Source organism: Leucobacter fengyongliangi (assembly GCF_052386045.1).
In genome coordinates, this window is the sequence record NZ_CM126356.1 from 1,343,168 (window position 1) to 1,356,795 (window position 13,628).

Annotated in this window: 18 protein-coding genes and 4 tRNA genes; 15 read left to right on the plus strand and 7 right to left on the minus strand. The window is 60.6% G+C overall.

Translation table 11 applies throughout. The features are described from left to right. Nucleotides 1-117: 117 nt before the first annotated feature. Together ACTNFK_RS06265 and ACTNFK_RS06270 are read right to left on the minus strand one after the other, a co-directional pair. Nucleotides 118-1,311: an HRDC domain-containing protein gene (locus ACTNFK_RS06265; RefSeq protein ID WP_433647204.1), complete on the minus strand. Its 1,194-nt coding sequence runs from the start codon at nt 1,309-1,311 to the stop codon at nt 118-120. Continuing rightward, nucleotides 1,308-1,925, minus strand: a complete 618-nt coding sequence (locus ACTNFK_RS06270; RefSeq protein ID WP_433647111.1) for a DUF3000 domain-containing protein — start codon at nt 1,923-1,925, stop codon at nt 1,308-1,310. Before ACTNFK_RS06270 ends, ACTNFK_RS06265 begins: the two co-directional genes overlap by 4 nt. Before the next feature lie 126 nt (nt 1,926-2,051). Between ACTNFK_RS06270 and ACTNFK_RS06275 the strand changes: the two genes are divergently transcribed. From ACTNFK_RS06275 to ACTNFK_RS06290, 4 genes are read left to right on the plus strand one after another with little or no spacing between them, the layout of a single operon-like run. Further along, the gene (locus ACTNFK_RS06275; protein ID WP_433647112.1) at nt 2,052-3,248 is read left to right on the plus strand and encodes an alpha/beta hydrolase family protein; all 1,197 of its coding nucleotides are present in this window, start codon (nt 2,052-2,054) and stop codon (nt 3,246-3,248) included. Nucleotides 3,249-3,286: 38 nt separating this feature from the next. Next, on the plus strand, nt 3,287-4,345 hold the full coding sequence (gene zapE / locus ACTNFK_RS06280; protein WP_433647113.1) for a cell division protein ZapE: 1,059 nt from the start codon (nt 3,287-3,289) through the stop codon (nt 4,343-4,345). Nucleotides 4,346-4,350: 5 nt separating this feature from the next. Then, nucleotides 4,351-4,902: a type II toxin-antitoxin system PemK/MazF family toxin gene (locus ACTNFK_RS06285; protein ID WP_433647115.1), complete on the plus strand. Its 552-nt coding sequence runs from the start codon at nt 4,351-4,353 to the stop codon at nt 4,900-4,902. A gap of 30 nt (nt 4,903-4,932) precedes the next feature. Next, nucleotides 4,933-5,496 (plus strand): DUF308 domain-containing protein, encoded by a 564-nt coding sequence (locus ACTNFK_RS06290; RefSeq protein ID WP_435935864.1) that lies wholly within the window; start codon nt 4,933-4,935, stop codon nt 5,494-5,496. A 124-nt stretch (nt 5,497-5,620) separates the two neighbouring features. Here ACTNFK_RS06290 and ACTNFK_RS06295 read toward each other — a convergent pair. The 3 genes from ACTNFK_RS06295 to ACTNFK_RS06305 form a co-directional block, all read right to left on the minus strand. After that, nucleotides 5,621-5,692: transfer RNA gene (locus ACTNFK_RS06295), tRNA-Val, on the minus strand. Between the two features lie 30 nt (nt 5,693-5,722). Next, a tRNA-Cys gene (locus ACTNFK_RS06300) sits at nt 5,723-5,793 on the minus strand. Between the two features lie 41 nt (nt 5,794-5,834). Next, a tRNA-Gly gene (locus tag ACTNFK_RS06305) sits at nt 5,835-5,910 on the minus strand. A 160-nt stretch (nt 5,911-6,070) separates the two neighbouring features. On the opposite strand from ACTNFK_RS06305, the gene ACTNFK_RS06310 reads away from it, so the two are divergent. Continuing rightward, nucleotides 6,071-7,090: a hypothetical protein gene (locus ACTNFK_RS06310; protein WP_435935863.1), complete on the plus strand. Its 1,020-nt coding sequence runs from the start codon at nt 6,071-6,073 to the stop codon at nt 7,088-7,090. A 108-nt stretch (nt 7,091-7,198) separates the two neighbouring features. Next, nucleotides 7,199-7,271 (plus strand) — tRNA-Val (locus tag ACTNFK_RS06315). Nucleotides 7,272-7,372: 101 nt separating this feature from the next. Here the strand turns inward: ACTNFK_RS06315 and ACTNFK_RS06320 are convergent. Together ACTNFK_RS06320 and ACTNFK_RS06325 are read right to left on the minus strand one after the other, a co-directional pair. Then, nucleotides 7,373-8,479, minus strand: coding sequence for a tyrosine-type recombinase/integrase (locus ACTNFK_RS06320; RefSeq protein WP_435935862.1), 1,107 nt, complete (start codon nt 8,477-8,479; stop codon nt 7,373-7,375). 3 nt (nt 8,480-8,482) lie between these two features. Beyond that, nucleotides 8,483-8,824 carry a hypothetical protein gene (locus tag ACTNFK_RS06325; RefSeq protein WP_435935861.1) on the minus strand — a complete coding sequence of 114 codons (342 nt, stop codon included), beginning with the start codon at nt 8,822-8,824 and terminating at the stop codon, nt 8,483-8,485. Between the two features lie 209 nt (nt 8,825-9,033). Here ACTNFK_RS06325 and ACTNFK_RS06330 point away from each other — a divergent pair, with 209 nt between their 5' ends. The 9 genes from ACTNFK_RS06330 to ACTNFK_RS06370 all read left to right on the plus strand — a co-directional run bounded on the left by ACTNFK_RS06330 (nt 9,034) and on the right by ACTNFK_RS06370 (nt 13,541). After that, complete coding sequence (locus ACTNFK_RS06330; protein WP_435935860.1) at nt 9,034-9,279, plus strand: hypothetical protein; 246 nt, start codon at nt 9,034-9,036, stop codon at nt 9,277-9,279. 81 nt (nt 9,280-9,360) lie between these two features. Continuing rightward, nucleotides 9,361-10,170: a phage antirepressor KilAC domain-containing protein gene (locus ACTNFK_RS06335; RefSeq protein WP_435935859.1), complete on the plus strand. Its 810-nt coding sequence runs from the start codon at nt 9,361-9,363 to the stop codon at nt 10,168-10,170. A gap of 324 nt (nt 10,171-10,494) precedes the next feature. Beyond that, nucleotides 10,495-10,626: a hypothetical protein gene (locus tag ACTNFK_RS06340; RefSeq protein ID WP_435935858.1), complete on the plus strand. Its 132-nt coding sequence runs from the start codon at nt 10,495-10,497 to the stop codon at nt 10,624-10,626. A 143-nt stretch (nt 10,627-10,769) separates the two neighbouring features. Further along, complete coding sequence (locus ACTNFK_RS06345; RefSeq protein WP_435935857.1) at nt 10,770-11,000, plus strand: hypothetical protein; 231 nt, start codon at nt 10,770-10,772, stop codon at nt 10,998-11,000. Between the two features lie 42 nt (nt 11,001-11,042). Beyond that, complete coding sequence (locus ACTNFK_RS06350) at nt 11,043-11,276, plus strand: hypothetical protein (RefSeq protein WP_435935856.1); 234 nt, start codon at nt 11,043-11,045, stop codon at nt 11,274-11,276. 178 nt (nt 11,277-11,454) lie between these two features. After that, nucleotides 11,455-12,681 carry an AAA family ATPase gene (locus ACTNFK_RS06355; RefSeq protein ID WP_435935855.1) on the plus strand — a complete coding sequence of 409 codons (1,227 nt, stop codon included), beginning with the start codon at nt 11,455-11,457 and terminating at the stop codon, nt 12,679-12,681. Further along, nucleotides 12,671-12,931 carry a hypothetical protein gene (locus ACTNFK_RS06360; protein ID WP_435935854.1) on the plus strand — a complete coding sequence of 87 codons (261 nt, stop codon included), beginning with the start codon at nt 12,671-12,673 and terminating at the stop codon, nt 12,929-12,931. Before ACTNFK_RS06355 ends, ACTNFK_RS06360 begins: the two co-directional genes overlap by 11 nt. Then, nucleotides 12,928-13,410: a hypothetical protein gene (locus ACTNFK_RS06365; RefSeq protein ID WP_435935853.1), complete on the plus strand. Its 483-nt coding sequence runs from the start codon at nt 12,928-12,930 to the stop codon at nt 13,408-13,410. Before ACTNFK_RS06360 ends, ACTNFK_RS06365 begins: the two co-directional genes overlap by 4 nt. Continuing rightward, nucleotides 13,410-13,541 carry a hypothetical protein gene (locus ACTNFK_RS06370; RefSeq protein ID WP_445117141.1) on the plus strand — a complete coding sequence of 44 codons (132 nt, stop codon included), beginning with the start codon at nt 13,410-13,412 and terminating at the stop codon, nt 13,539-13,541. Before ACTNFK_RS06365 ends, ACTNFK_RS06370 begins: the two co-directional genes overlap by 1 nt. Nucleotides 13,542-13,628: the final 87 nt, after the last annotated feature.

The window sequence follows — 13,628 nt, forward strand, 5'->3', positions numbered from 1 at the left end:
CACTATGCCTCCATCGGATGGGTTTTCAGCGTCAGCTTCCATCTTAGGAACTGAGTCTCAACAGTGGGGCACGCACGTGTGGAATCACCGTGGGGAGTTCGAGCGATCCGGACCAAACTATCGTGTTTCTACAAAAGCGCGAGCAATAATCGGTGCAGTTGCTACACACTGCCACGGGCGTGCGCCGAGCTCAGCGAGTCGATGGGCGATCGCTTCCGCGGTCGGTTCTGCTGGTGGATCCCAAGCCAGCCGACGCAGGGTATCAGGGGTGAGGAGATTCTCGATCGGCATGCGCTGCCGATCAGCTTCGGCCGCGACAACCTCACGCGCGGCCGCCAAACGTGCTGCAGCCTCCGGGTATCGCTGCCCCCAGTTTCGATGATGCGGCATGGCATCAGCGACTCGAGCTGGTTGACCCGGAAGATCCTCCGAGGTCTTTCCTCGTAGCACAGCGTTCCACCAGCGGTCGAGCTCGGTACGACTGGCGCGGCCCCGAAACTCCTTGATGCCAGCCAGTTGGCCCTTTGAGCGTGGGTTTGTGGAGGCGGCGACAATCAGTGAGGCATCGGGAAGGAGCCTGCCAGGCGCAACATCGCTGCTGCGGGCCAAATCGTCTCTCGCATACCAAAGCTCTCGGGCGATCGCGAGCTCGCGCGGAGTTTTCAAGCGGTTGCCCCCGGCGAGCTTGCGCCAGGGCTCGATGGGCAAAGGTTTGGGGCTTCGATTCAGGACGGCCTCAAACTCCTGCTGTGCAATCTCAACCTTGTTCTGTGCCCCGAGTTCGCGCGCAACCAGTTCGCGCAGGTCTGGCAACAACGCGACGTCGAGCGCCGCGTATTCCAGCCACGGTTCAGGCAGAGGGCGAGTTGACCAATCTGCGGCGGAATGTGCCTTGTGGAGGCGAATGCCGAGCAGCTGCTCAACGATAGCTCCCAGTCCCACACGATCAAATCCGAGCAGACGAGATGCCAGTTCGGTGTCAAAAAGTCGCTCAGGAATGAGGCCCAGTGTCTCGAGGCAGGCAAGATCTTGGCTTGCGGCGTGCAAGATCCACTCTTCACCGCGCAGAGCATCGGCGAGCGGCTCGAAAGTATCAAGCGCGGTTGGATCGAAAAGGAACGTGCCCGCACCCTGACGGTGTACCTGCACAAGATAAGCCTCTTGCCCGTAGCGGAACCCGGACGCGCGTTCCGCATCGACACCGGCGGGACCTGTACCAGCCGCGATCCGCTCGGCCGCATGTTCAAGCGCGGACAGATCTGTGACGAGCGACCAGTCTGCGGCCAGGTCTGATTGTTCTACCACGGCTATGCCCCGCGAGTATTGCCGCGAGAGCCCCGACGTGCACTCAGAGATGCCACGCCTTCTTGCTGCGGAAGGCCAGCAAGAAGACAGAGCAACTCGCTCCACGCCTCGCCATGGGGCGCAAAGTCATCACCCAGCGGTGTCCAAGACGCACGTATTTCGATCTGAGCGGTGTCTTCTTGCTCCTCGAGCGTGCCAAAGCCGGTTGACAATGTCTTGGTAGCCGTACCCGAGGCGAAGGTGTAGTTCGCCGCGCGGGAATGGAGGGCATCGATGAGCCATGACCATGCCACGTCTGCTATGAACGGGTCCACACCGATTTCGACCTCGAGCGGCGCCTGTGCGAAGCACACGATTCTAAATGGACCACCCCAGTCGCTGGCAGAAGCCGGATCGTGCATCAGCACCAGGCGACCAGCCCCAAATGGCGAGTCTCCGGCATCCTCGGCCGGATGTGCGCTGCCCTGTGCGACTCCTGCTGAGAACGCGATCGACCGTGGCGCTATGCGATCTGGCGCGGGAATCTCTCTCACGTGCAACTCGGTGCGATACCTTGCGGCACGCAACTGAGATGCCGCAGCGTCAAATGTTGCGACATTGCCGAAGTCATGTTCCCTCACAAGTGGAACACTAGAGTTTGGTGGTGAAACCTCCGGTTGCCACGCCGCGCGATGGCGCAATTGTGACTCGGATGGTGAGGTGACCACGCGGTCACCGAGTCGCGTGGAGGAAGCGAGGTGAGTGACATGGCACAGACCCGGTCATGGGTGGCGGGCGCAGTGTGGGGTGGTCTTGCGTGCTCAACGGCACTCGTTGGCGGCATACTTGCTGTGCTCTCCTCCATGTTCGCTCGACGGGTGCTGACACCATCTGCGCCCGACGCGGACGTCGTGGTGTGGGCAATTGAGCCACGCAACGAGGTGATGCGCGTGTGGATTCACGGCCCAGATGCTGGCCTGCCCGGAAAGTACTCCTTCATATTTGACGAAGGGACTGGCCATGCACGGCTGGGCCCCGTCGTGGATCGGGTGTTCGATGACGGTGTGGATCGCATCGCCCGAGACGTGATTGCGCTCGACCGCGGCAAACTCCATGTGGGGGCACAGGGCCGGATTACCGGTTGGTGGTTCACCGACCCTCGCGAGAGCGGTGGGCGTGTCAAGCGGGTGACTTTTCCGGTTGACGGGGGAGAGTCGTGGGGCTGGTTGGTGCGACCAGAGAACCCTGTTCCAGGCAGATTTGCCGTGCACGTGCACGGTCGCGGTGCGCTCCCGGAGGAAACACTCCGGGGACTTGCTCCTGTCTTGCGGGCGGGTGTCACGAGCCTCGTCATCGCGTATCGAAACGATCCGGGCGCGCCTTCGGGCATCGGCGGGAGATACGGTCTCGGACTCGCGGAACGGTACGACGTTGACGCAGCAATCGCCTGGTTGCTGAAGCAGGGCGCGCAGCGGATTACTTTGGTGGGGTGGTCAATGGGTGGGATCACCTCGCTGTTGTCAGCGACGCGTGGACCCCATCGTGGCGCTGTTGATGGATTAGTGCTCGATTCCCCAGGCCTGGACTGGCACATTATTCTTCGTCGGCAGGCACGTTTGGCTGGACTCCCTGAAGTTGCGGCGAGACTTGGCATGAGCATGCTGCAACACGGAGTCGTGCGCGGAGCCGTGCCATGGAAACGTGGCACGGATCTGGAAACAATGAGCCCCGAAGCTCTCGCCGTGCGGCTTCACGTGCCAGTGCTCATCCACGCGAGCCCGGGTGATTCATTTGTGCCATGGGATGGATCGCTGCGACTTGCGCAACTGCGACCGGACCTCGTTCGGATACGAGAAGCTATGGGGGAGCACGTGAGACTTTGGAACGTTGACCCCTTGGCTTGGGAGTCGGAGACCGAGGAGTTCGTTCGTTCGCTCGAAGCACCGAACGTCGCAGCACGCTGAAACAACCGGTCCGCGGGTACCGCGTAAACTGAGGGACGATGTCCCACAATACAGAGCACAGCTCCGCCCGCCTCGTCGACCGTCATCCGGCCATTTCCGGCACCGAGCTCGTGGGTACTCTGGTGCCCCCGCCGCAGTTCAACGGTGCGAGTTTCGAGTCCTATCGGCCGGATGAGGCATTCCCGTCGCAGGCACTGGCTCGCGACACGCTGCAGGCGTTCGCCGAGCCAGAGGCGCCGATAGCCCGCGCTGGACTCTTCGGGTTCGGGAGGAAGAAAGCCGTAGCCGCGCCGCAGTCGCTCGCGCCCACCAAACCGGGCGTGTATCTCGACGGTGGTTTCGGTGTGGGTAAGACTCACCTCCTCGCTGCGACGTGGCATGCAACCTCTGGCAGGAAGTACTTCGGCACCTTCATCGAGTACACGGCGCTCGTAGGGGCGCTCGGGTACGCCGGTGCGGTCGGGGTTCTGCAGGGTGCCCGGCTTGTGTGTATCGACGAGTTTGAGCTCGATGACCCGGGCGACACGATGCTGATGACGCGTCTCATCGGCGATCTGACAGGCACGGGTTCGCGGATCGTCGCTACCTCAAATACCCCGCCCAACGCGCTCGGAGAGGGCCGCTTCGCCGCTGCAGATTTCATGCGGGAAATTCAGGCGATGGCCGATCGGTTCGTGACACTTCGCATTGACGGTGTCGACTTCCGTCAGCGCGACCTCGCAGGCGATGCCATCACCCTGAGTGATGAGGCGTATCGATTCGCCCTTGCAGATGTGGCGCTTGCGGGCGAGCGGATGACCGACGACGAGTTCGGAAGTCTGATCACTCACCTCGCGACGATTCACCCATCCAGTTTCATCGGGCTTCTCGACGGGGTGCAGACAATCGGTCTGCGCAACGTGACAGAACTGACCGATCAGTCAGCCGCGCTTCGTTTTGTTGCCTTCATTGACCGCGTGTACGACGCGCAGATTCCCATTCGGGCCACCGGACTCTCGCTCACGTCGGTGTTCGGTGGAGGCATGCTGGACGGCGGGTATCGCAAGAAGTACATGCGGTGCATGTCTCGCCTGAACGCACTTACCCAAGGCGCCTGATCGAAATGAGCCGAGAAAACCGCAAGCTGTTGGGCCTCCTCGGCGCTGTCGGTGCAATCGCGCTGAATTGGGGTGTGGCGAAGTCGCGAAGGCTCGTGAAGAGCCGCACTCCGCGGGTACCTTCCTCGCCTACCACGACGGAAGCTGGACAAGCGGGACTCGGCGCAACTCGAGAGTTGACTCGATCCGAGATCGTCGGACTGGTGCCAGAGTACGATCCGCACCCCGATGGTGACCCCGATCCCGGCGAAATTGTCTGGACGTGGGTGCCGTACGTTGAGAACGACGGCCGGGGGAAGGACCGCCCGGTACTCATCATCGCTCGCTTTGACCGTCACGCGGTTGCCGGCTGCTATCTCAGCACCAAACGTCACGACGGGTTTATCTCAATCGGCAGTGGCGCATGGGATCCCGAAGGACGGGAGAGTTTCGTGAATCCCGGCCGAATCTTGTTCGTCTCAGATAGCGGCATGCGGCGTGAAGGTCACGTGGTGACACCTGACCGTTTCGAGCAGACGGTGCGACACATTGCCGCGCTGCACGGGCTTTCCACATAGATTGAATTTGACGTTTCATAAGGAGCACCCATGACGTACCCGCTCGAACCGGTGACACACGTATCCACCCGCAGATTTCCCTGGTGGATCCCCCTGGTTGTGGGTGTGCTCGTCGCCGCGGCAGGAATCGGACTCCTGATCTGGCCATTTGTCGCTGCCACCTGGATTCTGGTGATCCTCTTCGGGTCCGCACTGATTGCGAACGGGCTTGCGCTGACCGTGCGCCTCCGTCCTTCAGCGAGCACCACAGTCGGTGGCGTGTTGCTGATCCTGGCCGGGATACTTGCGATCGTGTTTTCTGAGTTCACAGTGTCCGCGCTTGTGACGTTCGTGGGAGTCTCATTGATCTTTGTCGGGGCACTCTGGCTGGTGATCGGAATTCGGCTCACCGAAGGTGCCAGCATGTTGGTCTTGCTTCCAGCGCTTCTCACCTTGCTTGGGGGAGTGGTGACCTTAATCTGGCCAGACTTCGCGATCAAGGTGGTTGCCGTGGTGTGTGGCCTATTCACCGTGATGCTCGGCACCTCACTCATCTGGACGGCGATTCGACTGCGCAAGATCTCAGTCTCACAGACCACGATCATCCTCGACTAAACGAAAGAACCCGACCTGGGTCGGGTTCTTGGTGGTGCGCGATACTGGGATCGAACCAGCGTGAAGATCTAGGGGTGAGAGCATCGCTCTTGCCGATCTTCGCGGGTCACTGGTGAGTGTGGAGTGCGCGATACTGGGATCGAACCAGTGACCTCTTCCGTGTCAGGGAAGCGCGCTACCGCTGCGCCAATCGCGCCTACTTGAGGCTATTCAATTATGTTGAGCGAGGTGGCGACGGGATTCGAACCCGTGTTAACGGCTTTGCAGGCCGCTGCCTCGCCTCTCGGCCACGCCACCGCAGTGGTTGACACCACAAGCGATCAGGTTTCCCAGATCACTGGAGCGGATGACGAGACTCGAACTCGCGACCCTCACCTTGGCAAGGTGATGCGCTACCAACTGCGCTACATCCGCTTGGCACGTTTCCGTGCACCTGAATGACTATAGGGGAAGCCCTGAACCACCGCAAATCGAGACACGCCGCGCCAGCCGGAGTCTGGGGTTTCTCGGAGAATGACGAATTCTCGCGGCGGGTTATTCGATCTCATTGCCCACTGATTGGATACTGGAAGACATGACGGTAGGCGTGGGGCGTGCGATAGGTCGAGTTGTCACATCGCTCGTGATTCTTGCGTTCATTGTGGGCGCATTTGTGGCCTACCAAAATCGACAGGTGATCTCCGACCACTTTGCTGCTCAGAACTTCACGCCCACTGCGGAGGTTGTCGATCTCACTGCGCGCATTCTTCCTACCCCGGCTGGCGAGCGGGTTTTCTTTGCTTCCGAACCGACGCTCGACGCGAGCCAAGGATTCAACGAACAGTGTTCGCAGGTGGATCACTCTGAAGAGGGGCACGTGCTCGGTTGCTTTTCCGGCGGCACGATCCACCTATTTAAAGTCACCGACGAACGGCTCGCCGGGATCGTTGAGGTGACGGCTGCCCACGAGCTCTTACACGCTGCGTTTAGCAGGCTTGACGCCTCGGCAAAGGCAGAACTCGTGGAACAACTCGAGACTGCTTTCGCGGAGCTTTCAGCAACCGACTCGGCGCTTGCCGAACGCATGCAGGTCTACGAAGGCCTGTCGGGCACAGCCTTCGCGAACGAATTGCACTCCGTGCTCGGCACCGAGGTGCGCGAACTGCCGGCAGAGCTCGAGGTGCACTATGCGCAGTGGTTTTCACAGCGGAGCGTCATCGTCGATTTCTTCGATTCCTATCATCAGGTCTTCACCCAACTCAAGGAACGCGCCAACATACTGCAAGCTGAACTCACGCCGATGCGAGCCGATATCGAAGCTCGACGTGCCACCTACGATGTTGCCGTCGCGCAGTTCAACGCCGAATGGGCGATCTTTTTGCAGCGAAATGAGGCGTTCGAGTTTTCAGACAATCCGGGCCTGTTCTATGCGATTCGTAACGAGTTTGATCTGCGGAGAGACGCCCTCAACGAAGATCTCGCAGCTCTGAACTCTGATATTTCGGCATACGAAACCATGAGGATCGAATTGCAGCAACTGGGCGAGCTCAGCACGGAGCTCCAGGCGAATCTCAACAGCGAGCTTGCTCCACCTGCAACCGCTCCCAACGCTTAGTGCAGCGCGAGTAAAAACAGAATGCTGCCGCCAAGGCGTGGTCATATGCGTGCCTGAATCCGTGTATTATCGTTCAGGTTGGCACGGCGATGAGGATGCAGTGCAAGCGGGCGATTGGCGCAGTTGGTAGCGCGCTTCCTTCACACGGAAGAGGTCATCGGTTCGAGTCCGGTATCGCCCACAAGGATAAACCCCCGGCTGACCGGGGGTTTTCTTGTTTTGGCAGGTGTCTATTCCTGGGATATGGGGACAGATTTGGGGACAAGACCACCCAACAAGACGCTACGAAACCGCACGCAGGGTGCGCTTCAACTCCGGCGCTGCCCCAATGGCGCGCGCTAGATCGTCATGCTGCGTCGGCGCAAGGTGCGCGTAGATCCTCGTAGTCGCGACCGACGAATGGCCCAGGAGCTCAGCTATCCGCTCGAGCGGGATGCCCGACTGCACGAGCCAGGACGCGTAGGTATGTCGCAAGTCGTGCAAAGTCGCCCCAAGGCTTTCCAGGCCCGCTTTTGCGAGCGCCGGGGCAAGAACCCGCCTGTAGTAGTTTCGATCGCTCAGCGGGCCGCCTGTGCGCGTGTGGAACACAAGCCCGGACCGGCAAGGCCCATCAGTGTGCGGAACCGGGCAAGGGTGGAAGGCCTCGGGGGTCTCGAGGTTCTCAACCGCCCACTCGAAGAACGGCACACGGCGGATCTTGCGCCCCTTCGGGTACGGCTTGATTACCTGCCGATCAAACGTGTCCGCAACGGTCACCATGCGGGTGTCGAGATCAAGGTTGTGCCAGTGCAGACCAGCTAGCTCACCCCACCGGAGACCAGTGCCGACTAGGAATTCGGCAACTGCCGAGTCTCTCGCGCTCGCGATCCCGTTATCGACCGCCGCGAACTGCTCGCGTGTCAGGTAGACCTCGCGTCCCTGCGGTGTCGGCGGAAGCTTGATCCTGGTTGCTGGGTTTGCGTCGATGATGTTTGCGTCTATCGCTGCGCTGAGTGAGGACACAAAGACGTTCATGATGCGGCGCGCGGTTCCTGGTGTCAGTTGATCGGCTAGCTCGTTCGCCCACTCCTGCACATCTGGGCGGCTAATGCCCGTGACCCGAACCCCAGCCCATTTGGGCATGATGTGTTTCTTCACCATTGAGTGTTCAGATTTCAGCGTGCTGCGCTCGACTGGCCGCTTGGGCCACCATTCAGCACACCACTCACCCCACGTCTTGCCGTGCATGGCCGCGTCGGTTTTCGAGCGACGCGACGCCAGTTCGAGGCGCGAAGCCGCGTCTTTCGCCGCTTTCATCTTCGGGAACGTGCCCGGCGCGTACCGCTTTACGCCGGCGCTGTCGCGGTAGCCGCCTCGGTAGACGTTGCCGCGTTTCTCTGTGAAGGCCATTGTCTATTCTCGGGACTCTTCGCGCACCCGATTGACGAGATACTCAGCGATTTCGATTGTGGTCATGGTGTCGATCGTGTTCACCTCGAGCGCCTGCTTGCCGCTGAAAATCGAGTCAACATCATCGAGTGTGAGGTATCCGGCGGCTACTAATCCGTTCAATGGATGCATGCCGAATGCCTTCGCGACATCGGCTGCTTGCTTCGGTTTCGGCAGCTGACCGGTTGTGCGCCAGCGAGAAACCGCGGAGTGGCTTTTGAGGCCGATGGCCAACGAAATAGCGCGATCTGAGGGCTTCCCAGGAAGCCTGTCGAGGAAATCTACCCACTTTAGTTCGTTTGACATGACACAAGGTTAAGCGTAGTGGCCCAGTTTTGCAACCATGTGCGCCATGTATCCAGTGCAAGTCCGTTTCTTATGGGCTCTCTTGGTGGCTCACTTTCGCACCATTTCCCGTTTTTAGTTGCGACGGCTTCGATCAATCCACTATGGTCGGTATTGGGCAACATGCCGAAACTGAAACACATGTACACCAACACGATCAAGGGGGAAGGTTGAAGAAGCCACCACTGTACACAACCGGCGAGATCGCCGAGGCATACAGGCGCAGCGAATACACGGTTCGGCTCGCGCTCCGCGACCAGTCCCTGCATGGAGAGAAGCCGACCGGAAGTAACCGGTGGCTCATCCAGGAGCAATGCGCTGAGGCGTGGTCGAGCGGAAAGAAGTGCCCGCACTACGCGGAGAACATTCGCCTCATGCACGAGAAGACGGCACCCAAGGCGAAGCGGGCTAGTTAATGCGGGAAACCGTAGCCGCTGAAAAGAAGAAGCCCGCTGCGGTAACAGCGGGCCAAGACAAGAACTTGGAAGGTGCAGAAATTGTCTGAGGTACAGAGTATCAGCCCGTTTGAGCGTCAGCTCGATGAGTTGAAGATCATCACCCTCACCGATGGTGAGGTGTGGTCGGCACGTGACCTGATGCCGTACGCCGGGTACGAGCAGTGGCGCAACTGGGAGAAGGCAATTGGCCGCGCGATTGCGTCAGTGAATGCTTCCGGCCTGAATGCTAACGATCATTTTGTCGGGGTCAGCAAATTGATCGAGACCGGCAAAGGTGCGCGGCGCGAGATCGAAGACTTGGAGATCACCCGCTACGGGGCGTACATCCTGTTCCAGAACGCGGACGGTTCAAAGCCGGAAGTTGCCGCGGCGCAGCAATATTTCGCGGTAAAGACACGTGAGGCGGAGATTTCACCGCGAGCGACCCCCACCGGCGCGGAACTTCTGGCGCTGGCGGTCATTGAGGCGCAGGCCATGTTGACCGCGAAAGATGCACAGATCGCAGAACTCACCCCGCGTGCCGCGGCCTGGGACGACATTGCTTCAAGCGATGGTGACTACTCGGTCGGTGATGCGGCGAAGATGCTGCAGCGTGCTGGGATCGAGACTGGCCGCGACCGACTCTTCGACACGTTGCGTGTGTTCGGGTGGGTGTACCGCCAGTCTGGGCGCCTGCAGGCGGCGCAGCGCGCGGTCGATGCTGGCTACCTCCGCCATAAGGCGCAGTCGCACCGACACCCGGAGACTGACGTGATCGTATTAGACCCGCCACAGGTGCGTGTAACGGCGAAGGGGATCGAGCGGTTGCGCGTGAAGATGCTGCCCTCAGTTTTGTCACTCACCGGCTAGGACACCGCCAGTTCGTCAGCCACGGTTTCGACCCTGGCTTGGCTACAGCATTCCATTTTTCGCCCCGTGATGCGCTCGCAGATCGGTTACGGGGCACGGCCTAACGGCTTAGAGGCCGCGGAGACATTCACCGTCTCGTCACGCGAAACTCGCCCGCACGTTGAGAACTACATAGATACCGAATCCCCAGTGTCGCATCATAGCGACGCGGGAGTGCTGCCGTATTGGTGGTGCTCGGAACGCTGAGCCTGGCACGTCGAAACGTGTGCGGGCGCTTTACCGCGTGCAGCTGGGGAGCCCGAAGTTGAAACAGACGAGAAGGGCATGACCGGGCAGGGCCCGGGCAAACGAGACGACGACCTATTGGGCGTCAAGGGAGTGCATTCACACGGGCAGAGCCCGGTGGTTGACGTGACCGTGCGGCATGCGAGTGCCGTAAAGACCCCACCGCGATGAGACGAGAGCACAGTCGAGCGGTGGGAGGAAGTCTGAGTCTCGGCATGGACGCACCTACAGGAAGGCACCCAAACCCCCGGGTGTGCCGGTTCGAGCCCGGCTGCGTCCCCGATCCACCAGTAATCCAACGGAAGGAACGGATCATGGCAGTAACAGAAACCAGGGAAGTAGTTGTGGCTGAGGCGCACTCGTGCGGCCCGGCCATACATGTGAGCGTCGACGGGCCGCTCTCGGTCGATCAGTCGATCGAGTTGAGGGCAGAGCTCGAGGTTGCCGAGCAGGAAGCAACCCAGTGGCTTGATGGGACTCGGGCCGCGATCGATGCGGCGCTCGCTGAGATCGGGCAGCACTTCGGCATCAAGATCGGCGATTGATCCTGTCAGCCCGACAACATACAGCGAGATAAAGGGGAAAGCATGTCTCAGATTCCAAGCGTGGGCAGAGTTGTCCACTACCAGTCGTACGGGACACCTGGCGGGGAGTATCTGCCTGAACCGCGTGCGGCAATCATCACCGAGATCGAGGGCGACCTGTCGGGCGTTCGCGTGGGGCTCGCAGTCATGAATCCCACGGGCATGTTCTTCAATCAGGACGTGCCGTACTCGGAAGATCCGAAGCCGGGCCACTGGAACTGGCCACCGCGCGTTTAGTCGCGCAGGCCCGCCATCGTGTCGAAGCGGTGGCGGGTACGAGCCCTACCTACCTAACGGCAGGGGCTTAGGCATCCCGGGGTGGGTGTCTGCCGAAACGAATCGCGGTAAGCGTCAGAGGTGAGGGTCTCTGCTGACGCACCACCCCAACACACAGACTTTCTGGAAGGGAACCACAATGAAGATTGTTCAGCTGCAGGCGGAGAACTTCAAACGACTGAAAGCCATCGACATCACACCGGACGAGTCGGGTGCGGTGATCGTCAGTGGGAGGAACGCTCAGGGCAAAAGTTCAGTGCTCGACGCAATCTGGGCGGCCCTCGGCGGACGTGAAGGGAACAAGGTCACGAAGCCGGTTCGCGAGGGCGCGGCGCAGGCGAAAGTGACCGTCGACCTTGGCGACATGGTTGTCACCCGGATCTGGCGGAACGACACCACCGCTGTGAAGGTGCAGTCGAAAGACGGGGCCGAATTCAAATCACCCCAGACGTTGCTTGATTCGTTCATCGGGAAGCTCACGTTCGACCCGTTGGCGTTTACTCGCCTCAAGGATCGGGAGCAGCGGGAAGCTTTGCTCGGGCTTGTGGAGCTCGACGTTGACCTTGAAAAGCTCGACGCTGAACGACAGGAGGCGTACGAGCAGCGCACCGAGGTAGGGCGCGCAAAGTCGGCACTCGGGGAAACACCCGAAGTGGATCCCGAATTGCCGCTCGAGCCGATTGTTGCGTCGGATCTGATCGCCGCGATGAGTGCCGCGGCGAAGGTCGAGGGGGAGCGTGCCAGTATGAGTGCTGCGGTCGACACGAAGCGTGCCGAGGTGGAGAAGCTGCGCGACGAGATTACTTCACTTGAGCAGCGAATCGCGACCGGTGAGGATGAGATCGCGAGCACGATCCGGCTCATGGCTGACCTGCCCGCCGCGGTCGATACGTCGGTGCTCGAGCAGGAACTCGCCGATGTGGAAGCCACCAATGAGCGGATCCGTTCGAACAACAGTGCGCGGGAACGGGGCGTACAGATCATGGACGCGGCGAACTCGTACGCGTACCTCAGCGAACGGATTGCCGCGATCGATGAGGAACGCACCGAAGCGCTCGCGCGGGCAGCATTCCCGGTCGACGGCCTCGGATTCGATGAGAACGGTGTCACGTTCAACGGGGTGCCGTTCTCGCAAGCCTCATCGGCTGAGCAGATCCGGGTGTCGCTCGCGATGGCAATGGCTTCGAACCCGTCGCTGCGAGTGATCCGCATCATGGACGGATCGTTGCTAGACGACGAGGGCATGAAGCTCATCGAAGAAGCAGCCATGCAGAACGATTTCCAGGTGTGGGTTGAGAGGGTCGCGAACGGTGACGGTGTCGGTTTCGTGATCGAAGACGGAGAGGTGCTCGAAGATGCTGCGTAACCTACTGGGCAAGATCGGGTACGTGCCCGCCGAGGTAGTGAATGTTGCGGTGCGTGACGCTGCAGCGAAAGCGCAACTCGAAGCTGATCGGGAACGGTCGCGGCGGGCGTTGGCCGAAGACGAGGTCGCACTCTTGCGTGCCGAGCTCGCCGGGAAGGTGACGCCCGTGAAGCAGGAACTCACGAACGCGCAACGCCAGGTTCTGTTGAACTCGCGCCTCCACACTCTTCGGGAAACGGTTCTCGCGTGAAGAACCCGATGAAGCTCGCGAAAAAGGAACTCGTGAAGTACGGGGCGACGATCGTTACCGAGTCACGTCACGCGGTGGTGTTCGACATGCCGCACGGTGGCCGGTACACGGTGGGACGTAGCGCTCTACTGCCGAGGGTGCGTGACGTGATTCAGGAATGCCACCTGATAAGTGTCGGCTTGCGAGGCTACACGGCCGTAGCGAAGCCGCTGATCGATCCGTCACGGTTGCGGTCTGCCGATCATTTCCTATTGCGTCTCGACCTGATGCACGAGCAGGAGGGGGTGACGATGCGCGAGGTTCTCGATGTGCTCGCCCACCCAGAGAGGGTGTTCGCGACTCACAACCGGCAGAAGATCGCAGTCTGCGGGAAGCGGGTGACTGTGGTTGCGGCTGTAGACGGGTCTGAACTCGTGCTCACGACTCTGCTGTGGTCAACTCCGGCTTTATGGGAGCGCAACCCGAGGCCGGAGGAATGATGCCTGAACCGATACCCACACCGTTTGAAACGGCCATTGCCCTTGCGGCGGTGGCCGTTATCTGTTTCACGGTCGCGTTGCGGCGCGGCTGGTTTCGGGCGCTCGCCGAGTGGTTGGGGTTTCGTCGATGAGTTGCCGGTCAGGCCAACACGTCGCTTGGGGTGTGGCTGCCGTCCATTGCCAGGTGTGCGATTTCAACGGTGAAGCGGACGTGGAAC

What these genes read in the sequence shown, in the direction of transcription:
- ACTNFK_RS06355 (WP_435935855.1), top strand. Translation starts at nt 11,455, where the DNA reads ATGAAGATTGTTCAGCTGCAGGCGGAGAACTTCAAACGACTGAAAGCC.
- ACTNFK_RS06290 (WP_435935864.1), top strand. Translation starts at nt 4,933, where the DNA reads ATGACGTACCCGCTCGAACCGGTGACACACGTATCCACCCGCAGATTT.
- ACTNFK_RS06325 (WP_435935861.1), bottom strand. Translation starts at nt 8,824, where the DNA reads ATGTCAAACGAACTAAAGTGGGTAGATTTCCTCGACAGGCTTCCTGGG.
- ACTNFK_RS06310 (WP_435935863.1), top strand. Translation starts at nt 6,071, where the DNA reads ATGACGGTAGGCGTGGGGCGTGCGATAGGTCGAGTTGTCACATCGCTC.
- ACTNFK_RS06360 (WP_435935854.1), top strand. Translation starts at nt 12,671, where the DNA reads ATGCTGCGTAACCTACTGGGCAAGATCGGGTACGTGCCCGCCGAGGTA.
- zapE (WP_433647113.1), top strand. Translation starts at nt 3,287, where the DNA reads ATGTCCCACAATACAGAGCACAGCTCCGCCCGCCTCGTCGACCGTCAT.
- ACTNFK_RS06275 (WP_433647112.1), top strand. Translation starts at nt 2,052, where the DNA reads ATGGCACAGACCCGGTCATGGGTGGCGGGCGCAGTGTGGGGTGGTCTT.
- ACTNFK_RS06350 (WP_435935856.1), top strand. Translation starts at nt 11,043, where the DNA reads ATGTCTCAGATTCCAAGCGTGGGCAGAGTTGTCCACTACCAGTCGTAC.
- ACTNFK_RS06285 (WP_433647115.1), top strand. Translation starts at nt 4,351, where the DNA reads ATGAGCCGAGAAAACCGCAAGCTGTTGGGCCTCCTCGGCGCTGTCGGT.
- ACTNFK_RS06370 (WP_445117141.1), top strand. Translation starts at nt 13,410, where the DNA reads ATGCCTGAACCGATACCCACACCGTTTGAAACGGCCATTGCCCTTGCG.
- ACTNFK_RS06320 (WP_435935862.1), bottom strand. Translation starts at nt 8,479, where the DNA reads ATGGCCTTCACAGAGAAACGCGGCAACGTCTACCGAGGCGGCTACCGC.
- ACTNFK_RS06340 (WP_435935858.1), top strand. Translation starts at nt 10,495, where the DNA reads ATGACCGGGCAGGGCCCGGGCAAACGAGACGACGACCTATTGGGCGTC.
- ACTNFK_RS06345 (WP_435935857.1), top strand. Translation starts at nt 10,770, where the DNA reads ATGGCAGTAACAGAAACCAGGGAAGTAGTTGTGGCTGAGGCGCACTCG.